At 47.3% G+C, this 21,893-nt stretch carries 20 protein-coding genes; 1 reads left to right on the top strand and 19 read right to left on the bottom strand.

What is annotated here, in order from left to right:
- Positions 1 to 136 precede the first annotated feature (136 nt).
- The 12 genes from trxB to MKZ09_RS00775 form a co-directional block, all read right to left on the bottom strand.
- Positions 137 to 1,090 carry a thioredoxin-disulfide reductase gene (trxB, locus tag MKZ09_RS00830; RefSeq protein ID WP_076135270.1) on the bottom strand — a complete coding sequence of 318 codons (954 nt, stop codon included), beginning with the start codon at positions 1,088 to 1,090 and terminating at the stop codon, positions 137 to 139.
- A gap of 151 nt (positions 1,091 to 1,241) precedes the next feature.
- Positions 1,242 to 2,981 (bottom strand): tetratricopeptide repeat protein, encoded by a 1,740-nt coding sequence (locus MKZ09_RS00825; protein WP_076135268.1) that lies wholly within the window; start codon positions 2,979 to 2,981, stop codon positions 1,242 to 1,244.
- Between the two features lie 232 nt (positions 2,982 to 3,213).
- Positions 3,214 to 4,164 (bottom strand): ribose-phosphate diphosphokinase, encoded by a 951-nt coding sequence (locus MKZ09_RS00820; protein ID WP_036687083.1) that lies wholly within the window; start codon positions 4,162 to 4,164, stop codon positions 3,214 to 3,216.
- 26 nt (positions 4,165 to 4,190) lie between these two features.
- Positions 4,191 to 5,018, bottom strand: a complete 828-nt coding sequence (hisJ, locus tag MKZ09_RS00815) for a histidinol-phosphatase HisJ (protein WP_076206016.1) — start codon at positions 5,016 to 5,018, stop codon at positions 4,191 to 4,193.
- 14 nt (positions 5,019 to 5,032) lie between these two features.
- Positions 5,033 to 5,746: a bifunctional phosphoribosyl-AMP cyclohydrolase/phosphoribosyl-ATP diphosphatase HisIE gene (gene hisIE, locus MKZ09_RS00810; protein WP_076206014.1), complete on the bottom strand. Its 714-nt coding sequence runs from the start codon at positions 5,744 to 5,746 to the stop codon at positions 5,033 to 5,035.
- Positions 5,743 to 6,501 (bottom strand): imidazole glycerol phosphate synthase subunit HisF, encoded by a 759-nt coding sequence (gene hisF / locus MKZ09_RS00805; RefSeq protein WP_076101059.1) that lies wholly within the window; start codon positions 6,499 to 6,501, stop codon positions 5,743 to 5,745. The genes hisIE and hisF overlap by 4 nt, the downstream gene beginning before the upstream one ends.
- Before the next feature lie 898 nt (positions 6,502 to 7,399).
- Entirely contained in the window at positions 7,400 to 8,137 is a 738-nt protein-coding gene (hisA, locus tag MKZ09_RS00800; RefSeq protein ID WP_076135262.1) for a 1-(5-phosphoribosyl)-5-[(5-phosphoribosylamino)methylideneamino]imidazole-4-carboxamide isomerase, read from the bottom strand.
- Positions 8,138 to 8,179: 42 nt separating this feature from the next.
- Positions 8,180 to 8,803, bottom strand: a complete 624-nt coding sequence (gene hisH, locus MKZ09_RS00795) for an imidazole glycerol phosphate synthase subunit HisH (protein ID WP_076135260.1) — start codon at positions 8,801 to 8,803, stop codon at positions 8,180 to 8,182.
- Position 8,804: 1 nt separating this feature from the next.
- A complete protein-coding gene (hisB, locus tag MKZ09_RS00790) occupies positions 8,805 to 9,413 on the bottom strand; it encodes an imidazoleglycerol-phosphate dehydratase HisB (protein ID WP_036687073.1) in 609 nt (202 codons plus the stop codon).
- Positions 9,400 to 10,710: a histidinol dehydrogenase gene (gene hisD / locus MKZ09_RS00785; RefSeq protein ID WP_076135258.1), complete on the bottom strand. Its 1,311-nt coding sequence runs from the start codon at positions 10,708 to 10,710 to the stop codon at positions 9,400 to 9,402. The genes hisB and hisD overlap by 14 nt, the downstream gene beginning before the upstream one ends.
- Positions 10,711 to 10,748: 38 nt before the next feature.
- Entirely contained in the window at positions 10,749 to 11,387 is a 639-nt protein-coding gene (gene hisG, locus MKZ09_RS00780) for an ATP phosphoribosyltransferase (RefSeq protein WP_036687062.1), read from the bottom strand.
- Between the two features lie 69 nt (positions 11,388 to 11,456).
- Positions 11,457 to 12,674: an ATP phosphoribosyltransferase regulatory subunit gene (locus MKZ09_RS00775; RefSeq protein ID WP_076135436.1), complete on the bottom strand. Its 1,218-nt coding sequence runs from the start codon at positions 12,672 to 12,674 to the stop codon at positions 11,457 to 11,459.
- 280 nt (positions 12,675 to 12,954) lie between these two features.
- Here MKZ09_RS00775 and gntK point away from each other — a divergent pair, with 280 nt between their 5' ends.
- The gene (gntK, locus tag MKZ09_RS00770) at positions 12,955 to 14,484 is read left to right on the top strand and encodes a gluconokinase (protein ID WP_076206121.1); all 1,530 of its coding nucleotides are present in this window, start codon (positions 12,955 to 12,957) and stop codon (positions 14,482 to 14,484) included.
- A 71-nt stretch (positions 14,485 to 14,555) separates the two neighbouring features.
- On the opposite strand, the gene MKZ09_RS00765 is transcribed toward gntK, so the two are convergent.
- From MKZ09_RS00765 to MKZ09_RS00735, 7 genes are all read right to left on the bottom strand, one after another.
- Positions 14,556 to 15,713, bottom strand: a complete 1,158-nt coding sequence (locus tag MKZ09_RS00765) for an acyltransferase (RefSeq protein WP_036687058.1) — start codon at positions 15,711 to 15,713, stop codon at positions 14,556 to 14,558.
- Positions 15,714 to 15,824: 111 nt separating this feature from the next.
- Positions 15,825 to 17,033 carry an acyltransferase gene (locus MKZ09_RS00760; RefSeq protein WP_076206012.1) on the bottom strand — a complete coding sequence of 403 codons (1,209 nt, stop codon included), beginning with the start codon at positions 17,031 to 17,033 and terminating at the stop codon, positions 15,825 to 15,827.
- Between the two features lie 293 nt (positions 17,034 to 17,326).
- Positions 17,327 to 17,836 carry an acyltransferase gene (locus MKZ09_RS00755; protein ID WP_179089582.1) on the bottom strand — a complete coding sequence of 170 codons (510 nt, stop codon included), beginning with the start codon at positions 17,834 to 17,836 and terminating at the stop codon, positions 17,327 to 17,329.
- Positions 17,833 to 18,489 (bottom strand): pyrophosphatase PpaX, encoded by a 657-nt coding sequence (ppaX, locus tag MKZ09_RS00750; RefSeq protein WP_076135252.1) that lies wholly within the window; start codon positions 18,487 to 18,489, stop codon positions 17,833 to 17,835. Before ppaX ends, MKZ09_RS00755 begins: the two co-directional genes overlap by 4 nt.
- A gap of 5 nt (positions 18,490 to 18,494) precedes the next feature.
- Positions 18,495 to 19,526, bottom strand: coding sequence for a prolipoprotein diacylglyceryl transferase (lgt, locus tag MKZ09_RS00745; RefSeq protein ID WP_076126827.1), 1,032 nt, complete (start codon positions 19,524 to 19,526; stop codon positions 18,495 to 18,497).
- A 12-nt stretch (positions 19,527 to 19,538) separates the two neighbouring features.
- Entirely contained in the window at positions 19,539 to 20,477 is a 939-nt protein-coding gene (gene hprK / locus MKZ09_RS00740) for an HPr(Ser) kinase/phosphatase (protein ID WP_036687047.1), read from the bottom strand.
- A 210-nt stretch (positions 20,478 to 20,687) separates the two neighbouring features.
- Positions 20,688 to 21,809 carry an ABC transporter ATP-binding protein gene (locus MKZ09_RS00735; RefSeq protein ID WP_036687044.1) on the bottom strand — a complete coding sequence of 374 codons (1,122 nt, stop codon included), beginning with the start codon at positions 21,807 to 21,809 and terminating at the stop codon, positions 20,688 to 20,690.
- Positions 21,810 to 21,893 lie beyond the last annotated feature (84 nt).

The following is a 21,893-nucleotide window of genomic DNA, read 5'->3' as shown; positions in this document are numbered from 1 at the left end:
TTAACTTCCGAGCGGTAATAAATAAACAACATATTTAATATCTGGACACGGCCCGCCATTATTGAAAAAAAGCAGGCTTCCTTTTAGAAAAAGGATAACCTGCTTATATGTCATCGGACTACGATTTCTCGCAAAATTAACTATCCAGTGTTTCGCTCCAGTCATGCACCATCGTGCCCTCTAGGTACTTCTCAGCATCCATTGCTGCCATACAGCCAGATCCCGCTGCGGAAATTGCCTGACGATAACGGGTATCCTGCACGTCGCCACAAGCGAATACGCCCGGGATGTTCGTTTCTGTCGTTCCAGGGTTGACCACAATGTAGCCGTTGGTATCGGTCGTAATTTGCCCCCCTAAAAACCCGGTGTTCGGGGTGTGCCCGATCGCGACAAACACTCCGTCCGCTTCGATGAGTTCATCAATTCCCGTCTCATTGTTGCGAACCGTCAGCCCTTTAACGCCAGACTCGCCGGTTGTAACCTCAAGCGGTGTACGGTTAAGAGCCCACGATACCTTACTGTTATCCCGTGCGCGAGCCTGCATAATCTTCGAAGCTCTAAGCTCATCACGACGGTGAACCAATGTTACATTGGAAGCGAATCGGGTTAAAAAGCTAGCTTCCTCCATCGCTGAATCTCCACCACCGATGACAATAATCTTTTTGCCACGGAAGAAGAATCCGTCACAAGTAGCACAAGTGCTGACCCCACGGCCCACATTCTCCTGCTCCCCGGGGATTCCTAAATATCTGGCAGATGCGCCGGTTGAGATGATCACTGACTCCGCCTCTAATACTCCCAATCCATCTACAGTCACTTTAAATGGACGCTGTGAAAAATCAACTGAATCCACCCAACCATTCTTAAATTCAGCCCCAAAACGTTCAGCCTGCTTGCGCATGTTGTCCATTAAATCCGGGCCTAGAATTCCTTCAGGAAAGCCTGGGAAGTTCTCGACTTCTGTTGTCGTTGTCAGTTGTCCACCTGGTTGCATACCTTCAATCACAAGTGGGTTTAGGTTGGCACGTGCCAAATAAATTGCAGCAGTAAGCCCGGCTGGGCCTGTTCCGATTACAATCGTTTTGTACATAACAGTGGCCTCCTCACAATAGGGTTTATTTAGAAGAAACGGGCCCTTTTTTGGCAAGCATAGCCGCCTTCGGTGCCCCTATAAGGAACATTAGCGTTTACGCAAGACATATAAAAAGGGCTCCGTTTCTACGAAATACTACATGATCGATTTAGATATTCTCGGTAAATGGCGGAAGACTGTCGCTCACATTTCCCTCGAAACTACATTCCTCATCTATGCGCCGAGCATAACGACTGACCATAGATACGGAAACATTGTAACGCTGAGCTACTTCACGGTAGGTGACCGGCAGGTTATGCGTTTTAGCAATTAGATATTCTAAGGCAGCACACCAGCCATTCGCATGACGGATAAACGGAACATCCGGATAAAGGCTGCTCAGAAATTGCTTCCAAAGTAATTCAGCATCTTTTTTGTGGATTGCATCATATCTTCGATCCATCATACTAAGGGTCTGATCGATAACTTTCTGCCAATCCTCTCTCCATTCCGGCAGTCCCTTCAGACGCGGGGAAGAGGTTTCTTTGACTTCCTGAAGCACATTCTCTTCAGGAACACTTCCAATCAGCCGCTGCAGACTAAGAAGTGCCGCTTCTTGCAGCTTTTCTTCCTGCAAGGGCTGCTGCTTCAGAAGTCCTTGCAGAATTTCGGACATCTCTTCATCTTCAATCCACCGCAGAGCTTCTGTAACCTGAAGCTTCGTATTGGCATCCCCGTAGCGGAGCGCCCAGAAGAAGGAAGAGCGAAGCAGCGGATTGTTCCGTACCTCTTCGGTAAAGCTGCCTTTGTTGTCCTTCCACAGCTTCAGCTGCTCCTGAAAAGGAAGCTGATAGTTGTAGCTGACCAGCGACAGCGTTTTGCCTTCCCCCTGTGCCTGCTGCAGCTGAGCTAGAAAAAATCTCGGCACAGCTGATTCCGGATCGAGCTTAGCCGCCTTTTGCCAGCAGCGCTGGGCTTCTGTATACAGGCCACTATTGCTGGCAGCAGCCGCACAATAATGATAGAGACTGGCGTCGCCACCGACCTCTTCATCCTTCAACAGACGTCTAAAATGGCCATAGGCGGTTCTATGGCGTCCCAGAATCCCCATGGTGGTGGCCATTTTGAACAAATGCTCCTGATGAAACGGAATAGTGGTCTCCAGAAGGCGTAACAATCCATCCAGTTGCCCGCGGTCGCCTTCATACTGAAGGAAGATCGCTAAGTTACAGAGTGCATGCAAATTCCCGGAGTCCTGCTCCAGCACCCGCATAATACATTCCTTAGCTTTGGTAAAACGACCCATGTAAAAATACGCTAGGGCTAGGTTGTTATGTGCCGCCAGGAAGTCAGGCGTATTGCTCACAATCTCTTCAAGCAAAGTGACGGCTTGTGTAAACTTGCCCTCTTCCAACAGTGCTCGGGCTCGCTCATGCTCTATTACACCTTCCCGGCTTCTAATCCGGATAAGTGGAGCAGGACGGTCCAGCTCATATTGCAGCAGCTCCATCAATTCTTCCGATTCGGCCAGAAATTCACCGTTCACATCTTCTTCGAGATAAGTGACGAGTGAGCGTTCTGCCTCCTCATAGCTTTCCATATTAGCGAAGTTGTTAGCCATATAGAAATAACATTCCGTCATTGCCGGATCAATATTCTCCAGTACATGGGTTAAAATGTCGTTAGACGCTTCATAATTGCCCATTTCTGATAATACGCCAGCCACGTTGCAATGATTGACCGGATTCTCCGGCTCGTACTCTACAGCTTTGCGAAAATTCTTTAATGCCTTATCATATTGAAAGCGATCCAAGGACCGAACGGCTCTTTCAAAGAAAAAATTGGCATTCAGAGTTACAGGAATCACATTATCATTCCCCAGTTCATACTCTGAAGTTCTCTCAATCATGGAAGCAAGGCACCTCCCTTATAAGAAGCTTCCTTATACTAACGAAAAATAGGAGGGCGGCGCCCTATGGGGTATGCCGGAGCTCCATCCTTAATCGCTATTCCGTTCCCTTATTGGGCGCGGGTATCTCCACACAGTATACCACATGTGACAGCGAGAATCTCAAGTTGAGAAAGACTCTACCACTCTGCTTACAACATCTTTTTTGACAAAAAATAAAAAAGACGGGGAATTAAATTCCCGCGTCTCTAAATAGCTTATCGATTGAACCACCCTCAAGGATGATGTGCGTAGCCTGGGCAAGCATCGGTGCAACAGATAATACCGTAAACCGACTTGAATGGTCATCAGGCAGTGCAATAGAATCTGTGGTAACCACTTCCTGAATAGAAGGATGGTCCAGCCGCTGTAGCGCGGGCCCTGAGAACAATCCGTGTGTCGCGCAGACAATACTGTCCTTCGCACCTCTCTCCTTCAGGCCTTCTACCACATTCACAATAGTCGTCCCAGTATCGATCAGATCCTCAATAATGATAGGTGTCCGCCCCTCGACATCACCAATGACATGAGTGATTACCGATTCATTATGGGCTGGGCGCTTCTTGATCATAATGGCAAAAGGTGAATCCAGCTTATTCGCCAGCTTCTCAGCCATAGACGCACGCCCTGCATCCGGGGAAACAATGACCAGATCAGACATTGCCTTGGCTTTCAAATGGCTGCTGATCAAATCGAGTGCAGTCAGATGATCGACCGGAATGTTGAAAAAGCCTTGAATCGCCGCTGCGTGCAAATCGATGGTGATTACGCGGGTTGCTCCAGCGGTCGTCAGCACATCAGCCACCATCTTAGCCGAAATCGGCTCACGAGGTGCGGACTTCCGCTCCTGCCGAGCATATCCATAATACGGCACAATAATGTTCACTGTACGAGCTGAAGCCCGTTTGGCAGCATCTATCATCACCAGCAGCTCCACGAACATCTCATTAATGGGATGCGAAAGGGATTGCACCAAAAATACGTCGCAGTTCCGGATGCTTTCTTCGTAATGCACGTAAATCTCGCCGCTCATGAAGCGGGTCAGCTTTATCTGCCCCAATTCAACACCAAGTCGCTCCGCAATATCAGCCGCTAACTTTGGATTCGACGAACCGGAAAAAATACGTAATTGTTGATGATGCATAATACCCTCCTGCGGATTATAAATTATTATAGTTTGAACTGAACAGTGGTACGGCGGCGTCCCTCAAATACAGCCAGCTCACGAAAACCTGTCTGCCAAAGCATACTGCGCGCCTCTTGCAGCCCATCCCCCAACTTGGCAGGATCATGTGCATCGGAGCCTAATGTCAGCGGTATGCCGAGCTTTAGGGCCTCCTGTAGCAGGTGCTCCGCCGGGAACATCTCAGCGCAAGGCTTCGTAAGTCCGGAAGCATTCAGCTCCATGGCGATTCCGCTATCCGCTATAACCTTTAAGGTCTCTAGCTCCAGCGCCTTCACCTCAGCCTTGCCCTCCGGTGTTTGTGGACCATAACCGAACCGTTTAATAACATCCATATGTCCTATAATATCATATAATCCCGATAACGCCGACTTCTTTACCGCATCGTAATAAAGACGATATACCGCTAGCGCATCTTTGCCTTCCCAACCATGAACCTGGCGGTGATCCGTTATATCCCACTCCCCAAGAAAATGCACAGAACCTATAAGATAATCCCATGGATACGGTGACAAAACCTCGCGGATTTGCTCTTCGTAGCCTTCGATATAATCGGCTTCCAGCCCCACCCGCAGATCTATGACTCCACGGTAACGCTCCTTTAGGGTCAGACACTCCTCCACATAACGAGGCAGCTCAGCCATTGGCATAGCCATTTCAGGATAATAGCTGGCAGGATCTACGTGGATGAGCGGCAAGTGGTCGGATAACCCCAGCTGCTGAAGTCCAAGCTCTATCCCGCGCTGTACATACTCCTCAAGCTTACCCACGGCATGGCCACAGCGTTCATGATGCGTGTGGTAATCAATATGCATCACTCAGTCCTCCCTTAGTACTGATCCCGGCGTGGGCGTTCGTGACGGGTACTCAACTCTTCCATAATCTCATTCAGTGGAAGCTTGCGCTCTTGCAGCAATACCAACAGATGATAGATCAGGTCACTGACCTCAAGACGCAGCTCGGCGTTATCTTTATTTTTGGCGGCAATAATAGTCTCGGAGGCTTCCTCGCCTACCTTTTTGAGGATCTTATCCACGCCTTTATCAAACAAATAAGTGGTATACGCGCCTTCCGGGCGTTCCACTTCCCGCTCAGCAATCACACGCTCCAGCTCACCAAGAACAGCAAAGCGCTCGCCATCCGTCAGACTAGACACTGGTTTCGAGGCATCTGTTGTTGGGTTATTCAAAGGAATCTCACGGAAAAAGCATGATGTAGCTCCAGTATGGCAAGCTGGTCCTTCAGGCACAACCTTCACGAGTAGTGTGTCGCTATCACAATCATAGGATATGGAGGTAATAGCTTGTGTGTTGCCTGAGGTACCGCCTTTATGCCAAAGTTCGCTGCGCGAGCGGCTCCAAAACCAAGTCTGACCACTCTCCAGTGAGAGCTGTAACGATTCGGAGTTCATATAAGCAACCATCAGTACCTCTAAACTGCTAGCATCCTGAACAACGGCAGGCACCAGACCCGCTTCATTCCAGCGAATGCCTGCCAGAGCTTCTTTTTGGCTTAATGTGGTGTTGTTTTGTATTTCGCTCATCGGATTTCTACCCCTTTTTGCTTCAAATCTGCCTTTAAATCATTAATTGCAATCTCTTTATAGTGAAAAATGGTCGCCGCAAGTCCCGCATCGGCTTTCCCTTCCGTAAATACATCGTAAAAATGCTCCTTCTTCCCAGCGCCGCCAGAAGCAATCACAGGAATACTGAGCAAATCGCATACTGCCGAGGTTAGCTTCAGGTCGAAGCCGTCTTTTGTGCCATCTGCATCCATGCTAGTGAGCAAAATCTCGCCTGCGCCCAGCTTCTCAGCTTCTTTAGCCCAAGCCAGAGCACGGATGCCAGTGGGCTTACGCCCGCCATGAGTGTACACTTCCCATTCACCAAAAGCCTCATTATATTTAGCATCTATCGCTACTACAATACACTGCGAGCCAAATCGGCGAGCCCCCTCCAAAATTAACTGAGGATTAGTGATGGCTGCCGTATTAATGCCGATTTTGTCTGCGCCTGCACGAAGAATCCTTTTCATATCATCAGTTGTAGAGATCCCTCCACCCACTGTAAAAGGAATGGCAATCTCACCAGCGGTCTGCCGCACAACCTCGATCATCGTTGCTCTACCTTCTACGGAAGCCGATATATCGAGAAACACAAGCTCATCTGCACCCTCGCGGTCATACAGCGCCGCTAGCTCTACCGGATCTCCAGCATCACGCAGATTCACAAAGTTAACGCCTTTGACTACCCGTCCATCCTTAACGTCAAGACAGGGAATGATACGTTTTGCTAACATTATGAAATCCCCCTTTCTTTAAAAAGCGTTTCAAGCGCCTAAAGTGTGTCGGTCCCCTTAAAGCCCTCTTAGCCCAGGGGGAGCCCAAGGGCCGCTGCCCTCTGGAAACCTTGATTGTTGACATGGGCGGATCATAACCCATCCGGCTGAACCATAGCCCACACGGCTGAACATGTGCTATGATCGCTAACCCCTTCGTGGCCGCTTCCTTGACCCATAACACCTTCAAGTTCCGCGGTTTTGGCCCTCATCGGGTCGGAAGGGCTGGCGCCACCTGCAAGCCCACGAGTATTTAGTTGCACAACGTGCAGTTATTTTATCAGCCTTTTTGCAAGCTACTCTTTTAACTGCATTTCGTACAACTAAATCTGGGGATGAGCTTATAAATCAACTCATCTCTGAGTTATAGCTGCACGAAATACAACTAAATTAGCTAATCAGCTCTAAATGTAAAAAATAGCTGTATAAAGTACACTTAAATCATCATCCGAGGAAAAGTACCCTTCCCGCCGCCTCATTACGCCTATTGTAGCAGATTGTGCAGCGGGTTTTAGCTCTGTTGCATTTCGTGCAATAGTTTCCTGTAGAACCCACGCAAAAGGAGAGTTTATCCAGTTTTGATTGTACAAAGTGAACCACATTAGCTGGTTGGGTTTGTTGCTTTATTAGTCAGCTGGTTTGTTTTAGCTCTTTTGTTGGTTTGTTGTTAAGCCCATTTGCTGGTTTACTTGTTCGTTTGTTCGTTTAAACTTTTGCTAGTTTGCTTCTCTGGGCGTTCATTTAATTATTATTAGTTACTCATTTACTGTTACATCTATTTCTTTTATCCACTGCTCATGGCTTGCTCAACTGTTGTCTTTTTGTTCATCCGCTCATTAATTAGCTCGTTCGCCCAACGCTATTTCTGCCCAAGCGCTCGCAAAGCTCCAGAAAGATCAATATTGCCCGTGTATAACGCCTTGCCAACAATAGCTCCGCCTACACCACTGCCGCTGTGCACGTTCAGACGCAACAGATCATCAAGACTGGTAACTCCGCCGGACGCGATCACAGTTTTACCGCTGGCCTGCGCCATGGACAGAATACCGTCCACGTTCGGCCCCTGCATCATCCCGTCGCGGGAGATGTCGGTGTAAATGAATGTCTCGGCTCCTTTTGCCGCCAATTCCTTGGCAAGAGCTTCAGCACGTACTTCAGAGGTGTTCAGCCAGCCGTGTGTCGCAACATAACCGTTGCGCGCATCAATACCGATCGCGACTTTATCGCCGTATTTTGCCAATACTTCTTCGGTAAAAGCATGATCATTAATCGCAGCAGTACCGATAATAACGCGGCTAACGCCAAGTCCGAGCAATTTCTCTACGTCCGCAAGATTGCGAAGACCGCCGCCCACCTGCACAGGAACGTTAGCATTAGCAGCAATAGCACCGATAATCGCATCGTTCACAGGATGACCCGCCTTCGCACCATCTAAGTCCACCAAATGAATGAACTTTCCACCTTGCTCTTCCCATGATTTTGCCACCTCTAGTGGACTATCATTGTATATCGTTTCCTGATTGTAATCCCCCTGCTGCAGCCTGACGCATTTTCCATCCCGGATATCAATCGCCGGATATACAATAAAAGAAGACATTTGGCGCTCCCCACTTTCGTTACATTATATTTATAGCGTGGCTTACGCCCGCTCTCTCTTAATCTTCAAAAAATTACCCAACAGCTTGATTCCCAGCTCTCCGCTTTTTTCCGGATGGAACTGCATACCAAACACATTATCTTGCCCGACAATAGCTGTAACTGGGTAACCATAATCTGTGACGGCCAGCAGATCACTCTCTTTTGCTACAAGCGCGTGATAAGAGTGGACAAAATACACATGCCCCTCCTCAAGGCCAACAAAAAGCGGATTCTCCGGCTGTCTAAAGCTGAGCTTGTTCCACCCCATATGCGGCACCTTATAGCCATCTCTAGGAGCGAACCGCACCACTGAACCCGAGAGAATATCTAGCCCCACATGGCTGCCATGCTCTTCACCGGTGCTAAACAACAGCTGCATGCCAAGACAGATCCCAAGCAGAGGCTGCTCTCCAGCGGCTACCTCTTTGACGACAAGATCCAAACCATTCTCCCGCAAATGCCCCATCGCATCGCCAAATGCACCGACACCTGGCAGAATGACACTATCAGCAGCGAGAATTTGCTCGGCATCACCCGTCACTACACACTCATAACCGAGACGTTCTACCGCCTTACTCACACTGTGCAGGTTGCCCATGCCATAATCGACGATTGCAACAGTCATCCTACAGCACTCCCTTCGTAGAAGGCACACCCTTCACACGTGGATCAATCAAAGTTGCCTCATCCAGCGCCCGTCCAAGCGCTTTGAATACAGCCTCAATCATGTGGTGTGTGTTAGAACCGTAGTGTACGATAACATGTAACGTAATCCGTGCTTCGAGCGCGAACTTCCACAAGAACTCCTGAACAAGCTCCGTCGAAAAGCTGCCCACCTGCTGTGAAGGATAGGTTGCGCGATATTCAAAGTGCGGGCGATTGCTGATATCGATCACAACCTGCGCCAACGCCTCATCCATCGGTACAAAAACACTCGCATAACGTTTGATTCCTTTTTTATCACCCAGTGCTTCGTGCAGTGCCTGCCCTAGGCAGATCCCAATGTCTTCAACCGTGTGGTGGTCATCAATCTCGATGTCTCCTCGCGCCTGTACAGACAGGTCAAATTGTCCGTGCTTCGTGAACAGATCCAACATATGATTCAGAAAAGGAACATCCGTCTCCAGCTCTGAAACTCCACTTCCATCTACGTTAAGAGACAACTTTATATCCGTCTCGTTTGTTTTACGGCTTAATCCAGCTTGGCGCAGGGCCTGTTCGTTATTGTTCTCCATATCCGTCTCCACCTTTTCCTTCGTTCTTGAGTCGAATTTCAATGGCTCGTGCGTGGCCTTCCAACCCTTCGCGCCGTGCCAGCTCTATAATGGTCTTCCCATCACGCAAGAGTGCTTCCTTACTGTAATAGATCAGACTTGATTTTTTAATAAAATCATCCACATCCACTGGTGATGAGAAACGTGCAGTCCCATTGGTTGGGATAATATGATTTGGCCCGGCAAAATAATCACCCACGGGCTCGGAGCTATACGCTCCCAGGAAGATGGCTCCAGCATTCTCAATGCTGCCTACGAGGCCCATAGGATCTTCGACAACAATCTCCAGATGCTCTGGTGCCAGTCTATTCACTACGGAGATCCCTTCCTCCATAGATTCCACAACAATGACCGCGCCGTAATTCTCTACGGAAGAACGGGCGATCGCCTGACGCGGCAGCTCTTGCAGCTGACGCTCCACTTCGGCCGCCACACGATCCGCCAGGCTCTGCGATGGCGTGACCAGAATCGCCGAGGCCATCTCGTCATGCTCAGCCTGCGAGAGCAGATCCGCTGCGATATAAGCCGGCTCAGCGGTCTCATCTGCCAGCACGACAATTTCGCTTGGACCGGCGATACTGTCGATATCCACGGCGCCATATACCTCGCGTTTAGCCAGCGCAACGTATATGTTGCCGGGCCCACATATTTTATCTACCGGCGCTATGCTCTCCGTACCAAAAGCCAAAGCAGCTACCGCCTGTGCTCCGCCCACACGGTAGATTTCATTCACACCTGCTTCTGCGGCAGCAACCAGGATATAAGGGTCAATCCCTTCTTTGCCGCCGGTGGATGGCGGAGTCACCATGACAATCTCCGGCACACCCGCGATCTGTGCTGGGATCACGTTCATCAGCACCGAAGAGGGATAAGCTGCTTTGCCACCAGGTACATATACCCCTACCCGCTTCAGCGGACGAATAATCTGCCCCAGAATCGTGCCATCCGGCTGCAAGTCCATCCATGAATTCCGTTTCTGTCTGGCATGGAATGCCCGGATATTGGCTGCAGCTGCTTGAATAGCAGATACGAAAGATTGCTCTACTCGGCCATACGCTGCCTGAAGCTCTTCCGGCGTTACCCGCAGTTGATTCGGCGTAAGTGCAACCCGGTCAAATTGCTCCGTATAGCGAAGAAGCGCCGTGTCTCCTTCTTTTTTAATGGCGGCCACAATTTCCTTTACCGCCTGATTTTGCTCTGGCGTACCATACTCCACTTCCCGCTCTAGCTTAAAGTCCTTGCTCGACACAACCTTCATCGCTGGTTCCTCCCTTTACCCCTAACATCTGTTGCCGCCTACCGCAAATTAGGTTGCCCTATAACTGCCTGTAGTCGGTCACACAGTTGCTGTATCTCTTCATTTTTCATCCGATAGCTCACACGATTCGCCACCAGGCGGCTTGTAATTTCGAATATACTCTTCATTTCGATTAATCCATTGTCCCGCAGCGTTTGCCCGGTCTCTACCATATCCACAATACGATCGGCCAGACCAATCAGTGGCGCAAGCTCGATGGATCCATTCAGCTTCACGACCTCGACCTGTTGTCCCTGTTCCCTAAAATACCTTGAAGCTACATTCGGATATTTTGTCGCTACACGCTGCTGAATTCCCGGCTGCCAGTTCGGCAATCCGATGATCGACATCCGGCAGCGGGCAATGCCAAGATCAAGCAGCTCGTATACATCACGATCTTCCTCCAGCAAAACATCCTTGCCCACGATCCCAATATCCGCCACACCATATTCTACATATGTAGGTACATCTACTGGTTTCGCCAATATAAACTCCATCCCTGCCTCAGGCAGCGGAATAACAAGCTTGCGTGATGCCTCACCGTCCGGTGGAATCGGAAGACCTGCCTGGCGGAACAGCTCAGCAGCCTTTTCGTAAATCCGGCCTTTTGGCATAGCCACCTTCAATATCTGTGCCATTGTTAAGTTGCCTCCTTTTCCATCTCCATGCAAAATTTATGTTAATCGCTTTTTGTACTAACGATATCCTCAGCCATGCTCACTTACAAAAGATACGAATGTATAGATCTCACCGTACCGTACACCCTCTGCTTCGACCGTGTCCGTATCCAAACGCTTCACCGTTTCAAGCTCTTCTGGACCTGCAGCAAGTCTAGTAACGACTGCATGACCCTCTAACCGCAGGCGTGTTGCCTCTTCCAGGCCTTCTTTTCTGCGAATCGCGTCATATTGGATCAAAATAGGCAGTTCTTCCTCTTCGACCACCCCAGTTACACCATCCAGGATGCGATTGGTTTTCAAAGAAAATCCTGTCGATGGGATCGGACGCCCAAACTGTTGCAGCAGATTGTCGTATCTACCACCACTACATACCGGAAATCCTAATTCCGCTGCATAACCTTCAAAAGTCATGCCTGTATAATAGGAAAAGTCCCCAATCATCGTCAGATCAATCAGTACATGCTGTGATACGCCGTAAGAGACCAGCACCTCCCACACCTTGCACAAATGATCAATCGAATGACGCGCGAGCGGATGATTGCTCAGCTCTAGCGCCTGTCCACAAATCTCCTTGCCTCCGCGTAGACGCAGCAGCCCATCCAGTTCGTTCTTCTGCGCTTCTGTAAGATCCAGCCGCCGTAAAGTCTCCCGGAAAGAAACATAGTCTCGGCCCAGCAAATGACTTTTCAGCTCCTCTTGAGCCTCAGGCAGTTCAGGAAGTGCCTCTTGAAATAACCCATTCAGAAAGCCTACATGCCCCATAGCGATCTTAAAAGACTTCACACCCGCGGCTTGCAGCGAAGAAATAGCAAGCGCCACTACCTCCGCATCGGCCTCAGGTGAATCATCACCTACCAGCTCTACACCTGTCTGGAAAAACTCCGCTTCCCGCCCCGCTTCTTCCTCAATGGCACGGAATACATTCGCGTGATATGACAGACGCAATGGCAGTGGCTCATCCTTTAATAGAGAGGCAACAACACGGGCAACCGGGGCAGTCATTTCTGATCGAAGCACCAAAGCCTGACCACGATTGTTAAGTAATTTATAGAGCTTTTGGTCTGACGTAGAGCTAGCCACGCCAACTGTATCGTAATATTCCAACGTTGGAGTCATCATTTGCCGATATCCCCAGCGACTCATGCAATGCAGTACATCGTTCTCAATTTTGCGCAATTTCGTTACGGCCCGGGGCAGATAGTCCCGAACGCCAGACGGCTTCTCAAATCCCTTTGGTTTGGACATCTTCATTGTTCACCTCGTCAGTTATCATTAGATACTGTTTATGTTTACTTTACTATGGTAAAGTGGTAGCAAATTAAAGTATTTTCAATATCGTATCATGTTCACTGCTTTTTCGTCAATCAAACCCTTAGTCGAGCGTTTGGCATTTTCTTTATTTTTGCCTCCCCGCTTATCGAATACTATAATGAGCTAATACGATTGTACTTCATAATTTTGTAATTGGTGTTCTAAAAATATACTTTCACCTAGAAAGAAGGGCTAACGCTTGACTAAATCCTATATGATTGGCGTTGATATTGGTACTACAAGTACAAAGGCAGTTCTCTTCGAGGAGAATGGAGCCATAGTTGCACAAGCTAATATGGGTTATCCCTTGCATCAACCCTCCCCTTCTATAGCGGAGCAGGACCCAGAGCAAATCCTACGTGCAGTCTTTCATACCATCTCTAATGTCATGCGGCAAAGCGCCGTAACTCCAGATAAGATTCTATTCGTCTCTTTCAGTTCAGCCATGCACAGTGTCATTGCAATTGATCAGCTAGGTAAACCACTTACTGCCTGCATCACTTGGGCTGACAACCGTAGTGCCGGGTCTGCACTTCGCCTGAAGAACGAGTTTAACGGACATGAGTTGTATTTGCGCACAGGAACGCCTATTCATCCTATGTCACCGATTACCAAGCTAATGTGGCTTCGGGATGAGCAGCCTGAGTTGTTCCAACAAGCCTATAAATTCATTTCTATAAAAGAATACATATTCGCTCGGCTGTTCGGCGAATACATCATCGATCATTCCATTGCCTCTTCTACAGGCATGCTCAACCTTGAACTTTTGGAGTGGGACAAAGAAGCATTGGAGATAGCCCATATTTCACCAGATCAACTCTCACGGCTTGTTCCTACCACAGAGATCATGCAAGGCCTGCTTCCCGGTCTAGCAGAGGAGCTGTTACTGCTCCCGGCCACACCTTTTGTCGTAGGAGCCAGTGATGGCGTCTTGTCCAACCTTGGCGTAGGTGCGATTAAGCCCGGTGTAGTGGCCGCTACGATTGGAACAAGCGGAGCGATTCGTACCGTAGTCGATCACCCGCTTACCGACCCTAAAGGACGGACCTTCTGTTATAACTTAACCCCAAAACATTGGGTGATCGGAGGACCCGTTAATAACGGCGGTATGCTGTTCCGCTGGGTACGGGATGAGTTCGCTGCTTCTGAAGTCGAAACCGCCAAACGTCTTGGCATTGACCCTTACGAGGTTCTAACGCGCATCGCGGAACAAGTTCCGGCAGGTAGCGGTGGTCTTCTGTTCCATCCTTACTTAACTGGTGAACGGGCACCGCTGTGGAATCCTGATGCTCGTGGCTCCTTCTTCGGCCTTTCTATGAATCACCATAAGGAGCATATGATTCGCTCGGTACTAGAAGGCGTAATTTTCAATATGTATATGGTTCTGCTGGCTATGGAAGAGCAAATCGGGCGTCCTAGCAAAATTCTGGCCACAGGCGGCTTCGCCCGCTCCTCAGTCTGGCGGCAGATGATGTCTGATATTTTTGATCAAGAGGTCATCATTCCGGAGAGTATCGAAAGCTCCTGCCTCGGAGCAGTAGTGCTTGGTCTTTACGCTACGGGCCGTGTGGACTCCTTCGAGGTTGTATTCGACATGATCGGTTCAACTTACCAGCATGATGCGATTGATGAACATACCAAAGTGTACAAGCAGCTGCTGCCGATTTATATTTCCGTCTACCGTAGTCTTGAAAGCCAGTATCAAGCTATTGCGGAGTTTCAGCGGGAACAAGCTGGAGAATAGACACAAAATAAAAAGCGCCGGTCAACCCGCATATACGGAAGACCGGCGCTTTTATATTACCTAGCAGTAGACTATGCGCTTTTGGAACCTGTCTTTGCTTTCTTTTGTGCGCCTGATCCGAAAATAATCCAAGAAGCAGGCACATACCGGAAGACGAGAGCCACTGCCAGCCATGAAACCAGCAGCGCAACAAGCCATCCTCCAACAATCGCTGCGATGTACGCAAGAGAACCCCCGTGAAACGGTAATTTTCTATAGAAATACAGCAGCATAGGGTGTAATAGATAAATCCCGAAGGAGCATGCTCCCACCGATACCAAAAGTCTTGTCAGCAAGCTTCGACCCGCTCCATAGAGCAAGAAGGAGATTTGCAACAGCACCACACAAGAGAGCAGCGCATGTAGATTAGAGAAACCCTCATACCATAAGCTGTTGATGACAGTTTTTTTCGTGTAGTTGTTAAACCATAGCTCAACATGAACAACCCCTGCTACAATCCATAACAACCACAACGTAATCCAAACCGGACCTTTACCGGCGCGCCAGCCTTCACGTGAAGGCACTAGCCATTTTTTCAAAGAAGAATAATACACCGCAATCCCAGCACCCAGCAGGAAATACGAGAAATAAGTAATCGCCAGACTCCCCTTGGATAACTGCCAATACCCGTGATTGGTCATGTATTTATTCAGCAGCACAAAACCCCACTGTAGTAATAACCCGATCAGCGGCGCCCAAGCCGCCAGATGACGAACCTTTTGCAAACACCACAAAATGAGCGGGAATAACACGTAAAACTGGATAATGATAATAATATAATACAGATGCGTATATGCCGTTCCTGTCCATAAATACTTCCATAGCTTAGAAGCCATCTCCCCTGGAGGTAAGCCCCAAGTATTCCCGGCATTCATTTTTAACGCAAAATACAGCAGTGAAAATACTACATAAGGCACAATAATATAAAGCAGCCTTCTAGAGTAGAACTTTCCTAGCGTTTTGCCACCCAGCGGACGGTCAATATAGTTATAGAAGAGCACGAACCCACTCAAAAATATGAATGAAGGTACGGCGAACTGGCTGAATTTATTAATAAATAAGAACGGATGAAACATGTTTGTGCCTAGTGTCTCCGCCAACGTTCGTGAAGTAGCATGAATAGCCAGCACTGCAAAAATAGCAATCGCCCGAAAAATATCCAGCTGCGGAATTCTTTCTTTTTGTCTCATAATCTTTCCTCCTGTTAAGCTCCGCATCGAAGTGATGCCTTTTTAATCAAGTATTATGAAGGCTACCTCCCCACGTTTAAGCGTGTGCGTGTATGAGACCTTCTTTTAACGTTATTTCTCCTGCTGCACGAATCCCTTTGCCCGTTCCTCAGGGATATAACCTGACTTTTCCTGCGGACTGGACTCCAAAGAGCGAGGCACGCTTCCAAAAATAATCCATGATCCCGGAACTCGCCGGAAAGCAAACTGCACAATAAGCCAGCTCCCTCCCAGTGCGACCACAAGCCCTCCGTAGATGAACAAAACATATGTTAGCGACTCTAGGGGAATCTGATATCGGAACCTGCGATATACTGCCAGCAATAGCGGATGAATCAAATATATCGCAAAGGAGAGTTCACCCAAACGAGTTAAAAAAGCAACAATCCCGCGAGGAGCCTTACGATAGATCAGAAATGTAGCATACAACAGAACCAATGCAGATAACATCGTATGGACATTCCATAATAGCTCGTACCACAGCGAATCCGTCCACACCCCAAAATGGCGGGCCACATACCATAGCTGCACATGGATAAAGGCTGCAATTAACCACCCGCTCACTAACAGGGCAGTCCATCCTTTTTGCTTGGCAGTTAGCTCCCTCCATGGCTTCATCAGCCACGTCTTCACCTTCTCAAAGTGAATTGCGATATAAGCACCCATCATATAATAAGCCAGATAAGAGATCGCCAAGCTCCCTTTTTCAACAATGTGCAGTTCGTATTTATTCCAGAAAATAAACCCCCACTGAAGTGCCAATCCGAGTGGAACCGCCCATTTTATTAAAAAGCGGGAACTCTGGAGTAGCTTAAGCAGTACTGGAAAAAGCAAATAAAACTGAATGCTGATAAATACAAAATACAAATGCGCATATGCGGAACCTGAGAATAACGCTCTAATAAAGCTGTACAGGTTGCCACCGAGGTTCTGGGTCAATCGTCCGTTCACATATAAGGTTAGTGCGTAATAGCCCATAGAGGCTAGCAGATAAGGTAATAAAATATACTTTAATCGACGACGGTAGAAATTAATAATCAAGCTGCGGGTCACAGGACGCCCATAATAATTATAAAACAATACGAAGCTGCTCAGAAAAATAAATGAGGGCGTACCGAATTTAAAGAAAATGTTGATCCAGTTCAGCCAGTAATAATAAGGGGAATGCAGTGCTTGCTCTCCAGCGGCAAAGGATGAGGAATGCACATGCAATACGCCTAAGATCGCTAATGCTCTGAAAATATCCAGCTGGGGCAGCCTTTCCTGTCTCGCAGTGTTCATATTATATTCCTCTTCTCTACTATGATGGTTGTTCATAGAGACGCTAAGCGGAATGTGGAAACTGAAAATACCAGGAAGCCTGCACCTGCTGATTTTACATTCTGATATTTGAAGCTGAACGCCTAGCGTGGGATTCGCCTTATCACTAACGCTAATTATATCGAATGTATCTGTTCTAAAAACTTAAGAAGAACTTAAAGTTTCCTTAATAATCTTCTCTAAGACGCAAGAAACCCTGCAGAACCTGCGCTAAAAAAACGCAATATGTAACTGCAGGGTTAAAAAAGCATCGTTTACACTTGTTCCGCATGTTCTTCCGTTGAAAAGGGGCGCAGCTCTCGCAGTGGATTGCCTCCGACAAAAGAGCCAGCTGCCACATTTTTGTGCACCACAGAGCCAGCAGCTATAACTGCCCAATCTCCAATGGTTACACCGGGAAGAATCGTTGTATTCGCGCCGATCAATACATTTTCACCGATCACCACTTCGCCCAGGCGATATTCCTTGATCAGATACTCATGCGCCAGAATCGTCGTGTTATAACCAATAATAGAATTCTCACCTACCGTTATTTTCTCCGGAAAAAACACATCCACCATTGCCATAAGACCAAAAGCCGTGTGTTTACCAACCTTCATCCCCAACATCCGTCGATAGATCCAATTCTTTAACGGTAGAATCGGACAATAGCGGGCAATCTGAATAAAAATAAAGTTGCGGACACCCTTCCAAGGACTGACCGTACGGTAAATATACCAAAGTGAGTTATGACCTTCTACTGGATAACGGGTTACGTTTCTCACGATTCATTCGTTCCTCGCTCCATAATTTCTATAATATCCTTCATGTTATGGATGATAAAGTCCGGATCATACTTGCGGAGCGTATCCTCGCCCTTCAAAGACCAAGATACTCCAGCAGCGTATACACCGGCAGCTTTGGCTGATTGAATATCAACTGCACTGTCACCTATCATTAAGGTTTTGCGAGGATCAACGCCAAGGTTTTTGACCGCTGTCAGAACGGGCTCCGGATGTGGCTTTGGTTCAGTAACATCGTTCACAGTCACAATCGTATCCATGTACTTAAGCAAATCGAACCTTTCCAGGGTCTTGATCGTTGTTGGACGGATCTTAGTAGTTACAATCCCAAGTTTGATCCCACGACGCGAGAGCTCCTCAATGGTCTCCTTTACAAGCGGGAAAGAACGCACTAACTCATCATGATGCTCATTATTATAAGAACGATAGGACTTTTCTAACGTACCATTTACATCCTCTAGTCCAGAGAATACTCTCATCTGTTGCTGAAGGGTTGTTCCCATATGTGGAATTATCTCTTCTCTGGTCAGTGGAGCCAGACCATTGTCCTTCAGCGCGTACATAAATGAGCTAATGATTAGCTCATTCGTATCGACAATCGTTCCATCCAGATCAAAAAGAACGCATTCTATCATAAGTTTTACTGCTCCTTCTTATCTCCATCCGCTGGCTGTCCTTGCTCAGGTTGTGTTCCTTGACGAGTTTTCTGCGGTGTATTTACTGCGCTTTCTGGCACTACAGTATCTGCTTGGATCGGTTTAGTACATACGATAGGGTCAGAATAATGTGCTTTAGGCTCTCCGGTTACTCTGCGAATAACGATTAATAATATAGCTGCCACAATAATCAGTAGAGAAAGCAGCTGAGAAATACGAATATTACCATAGGCAGGATCCAGATATCCTTGTTCAAAACCTAACCATTCCATCGGACTCCATAAGCCATTTATAAACGAAGCCAGTCCTGCACTTCCGTTAAAAGCTAAACTGTCAGTACGCACAGCCTCGATGAAGAACCGACCGATGGAATACCATATAAAGTAAGACATGAAGATTTCTCCAGCACGTACAAACTTCTGACGACGGAGAACCATCAATAACGCAATCCCTAGTAAGCTCCAAAGAGATTCATACAGGAAAGTCGGATGATGAAAAGCATCCCCTATGTACATTTGATTAACGATGAAGTCAGGTAAATGCAGTTTATCCCGTAAAAAAGATTCCTCAACTACGCTGCCGTATGCCTCTTGGTTGACAAAGTTTCCCCAGCGGCCAATCATTTGACCCGCCAGTAGTCCAGGTGCGCAAATATCAACAATACGCCAGAAAGGGTAACCCTTATAACGGAAATAAATAATTCCGCAAATAATCGCTCCTATTAATGCGCCGTAAATGGCGATACCGCCATTCCAGATCTTAAAGACGTCTATCAGATTATGCTTATAATCGTCCCATTTAAAAGCTACAAAATAAATCCGTGCCCCTATAATTGCCGAGGGTACACCCAGTAGCAGCATATCCATAAAGAATTCTTGCGGGATTCCGAACCGTTTGCCCTCGCGGATCGCAAGAAATAATCCCGCGAGTGCACCGACCCCTAGTATTAACCCGTACCAGTGTACAGGCAGTGATCCAATTGAGAATACAATAGGATCTATTGCTAATGGGAACATTGTCTCACACTCCTAATCGAGATCGTCCATATCCTCAGATATGGTCGCAGTTAACTTATTGGTAAACTGCAGGGCTGCATTAAAGCCCATTTGCTTCAGGCGATAGTTCATCGCAGCAACCTCAATAATAACGGCAAGGTTACGTCCTGGACGTACAGGAATGGTTACAAGTGGTACATCGGTATCAATAATCCGCGTCGTTTCCTCATCAAGTCCAAGCCGGTCATACTGCTTGTCTTGCTGCCAAGCCTCTAATCTAACGACAAGTGTAATCCGTTTATGATTACGGATAGCACCCGCACCAAAAAGTGTCATTACGTTGATGATACCTACTCCGCGAATTTCCAACAAGTGACGGATCAACTCAGGGGCTGTACCATGCAGCTGGTTATCTGAAGTCTGGCGGATTTCCACGGCATCATCAGCAATCAGTCTATGTCCACGTTTTACAAGTTCAAGGGCTGTCTCACTCTTACCAATACCACTACTACCAGTAATCAGCATACCTACACCATATACATCACAGAGTACACCATGAATCGTTGCTGTAGGGGCTAATCTCCCTTCTAAGAAGCTCGTCAAACGGCTGGAGAAAATAGTCGTAGCCATCGAGCTACGCAGCACAGGAAGTCCCTTTTCATTACTTATATCAATTAACTCCTGTGGCACATCCAAACTACGGGTAATTACGATACAAGGGGTATTGTCATTACAGATTCCACGAAGCCTACTTTTACGTTCAGCTTCAGGCAGCATGGAGAAGAATGCGAGTTCTGTCTTACCTAATAGTTGAACACGTTCTTCCGGATAATATTCGAAATAACCAGCAATCTCTAGTCCAGGGCGATTCAGGTCATCGACCGTAATAGGTCGCTTTAGACCTTCCTGGCCGGAAATAACCTCTAATTGAAAATGTTGTACCAATTCAGATACTTTTACTTTCTTAGCCATGTAAATTCGTCCTTTCGTCACCTGCGGTATATGTCCGCTTACTGCGTCCGGTTGACAGCGATCTCATTACAATTCCGGAGGTAATTCTCCTGCTATCTTAATTGATAACGCTTGTGAATGCAATCTTAACGCCTATCCATTACGACCCTAATTAAACAATAAAGCCACCCTTTCGGGTGGCTTTATCAAGAGAGAAAAGATCCTGTGATCTTATCCCAACAGAATGTTAACTTCGGATTCTTTATCGAAGAAGTGAACTTTGTTCATATCGATAGCCAATTTTGGCTTGCTGCCTTCGCGAGTAGTGGAACGTCCATCTACACGAGCGATTACAGTAGATTTACCAAGGCCGCTCAAGTAAAGGAGCATTTCGTGACCAAGGTTTTCAGTTACATCAACCAATGAAGTAAAGATTGTGTTCGGGGAAGCTTCCAAGAATACTGGCTCTTCATGGATATCTTCTGGACGAACGCCCATAATTACTTCTTTGCCAATGTAGCCTTTGCTGCGGATGATTTGAGCTTTTCCGCCTGGTACTTCAACATCAAGGTTCTCAGCACGGAAACGGACAGAACCGTTTGCTTCGGACAAAGTACCATTGATAAAGTTCATTGTAGGGGATCCGATAAATCCAGCTACGAACAGGTTAGTTGGTTCATTGTACAACTCTTCAGGGGAAGCAGCTTGTTGAATGATACCATCATACATAACTACGATACGGTCACCCATTGTCATAGCTTCTGTTTGGTCATGCGTTACGTAGATACAAGTGGTTTCAAGGCGTTTAACCAGTTTAGTGATTTCAGCGCGCATTTGACCACGAAGTTTAGCATCCAAGTTGGAAAGAGGCTCATCCATCAAGAAGACTTGTGGATCACGTACGATAGCGCGTCCCAAAGCGACACGTTGGCGTTGACCACCGGAAAGTGCTTTTGGTTTACGATCTAGCAAATGCTCGATATCGAGAATTCTAGCAGCTTCACGTACTTTCTTGTCGATTTCATCTTTCTTCACTTTACGAAGTTTCAAACCGAAAGCCATGTTTTGGTATACGCTCATATGCGGATACAGTGCGTAGGATTGGAATACCATCGCGATATCGCGGTCTTTAGGTGCAACGTCGTTGACTACACGATCGCCAATGTACATTTTACCTTCGGAGATTTCTTCCAGACCAGCGATCATACGCAAAGTTGTGGATTTACCGCAACCGGATGGTCCAACCAATACTAGAAATTCCTTATCTTTAATATCAAGATTGATATCCATTACTGTTGCTTTATCTGAACCCGGGTATTTTTTGAAAATATGCTCTAAACGTACGCCTGCCATTGTATTTCCCCCTCGAGTTAATTATTGATTAATTGAAAAATTCTTTTTTCCTTGTACATTTATATTACCCTAGACGGGACACGG

Source organism: Paenibacillus sp. FSL R5-0908, from assembly GCF_038006245.1.
Classification (GTDB): Bacteria; Bacillota; Bacilli; order Paenibacillales; family Paenibacillaceae; genus Paenibacillus_AQ; species Paenibacillus_AQ odorifer.
Note: the sequence above shows the minus strand (reverse complement) of the source record. Positions and strands in the feature narration are given on the sequence as shown.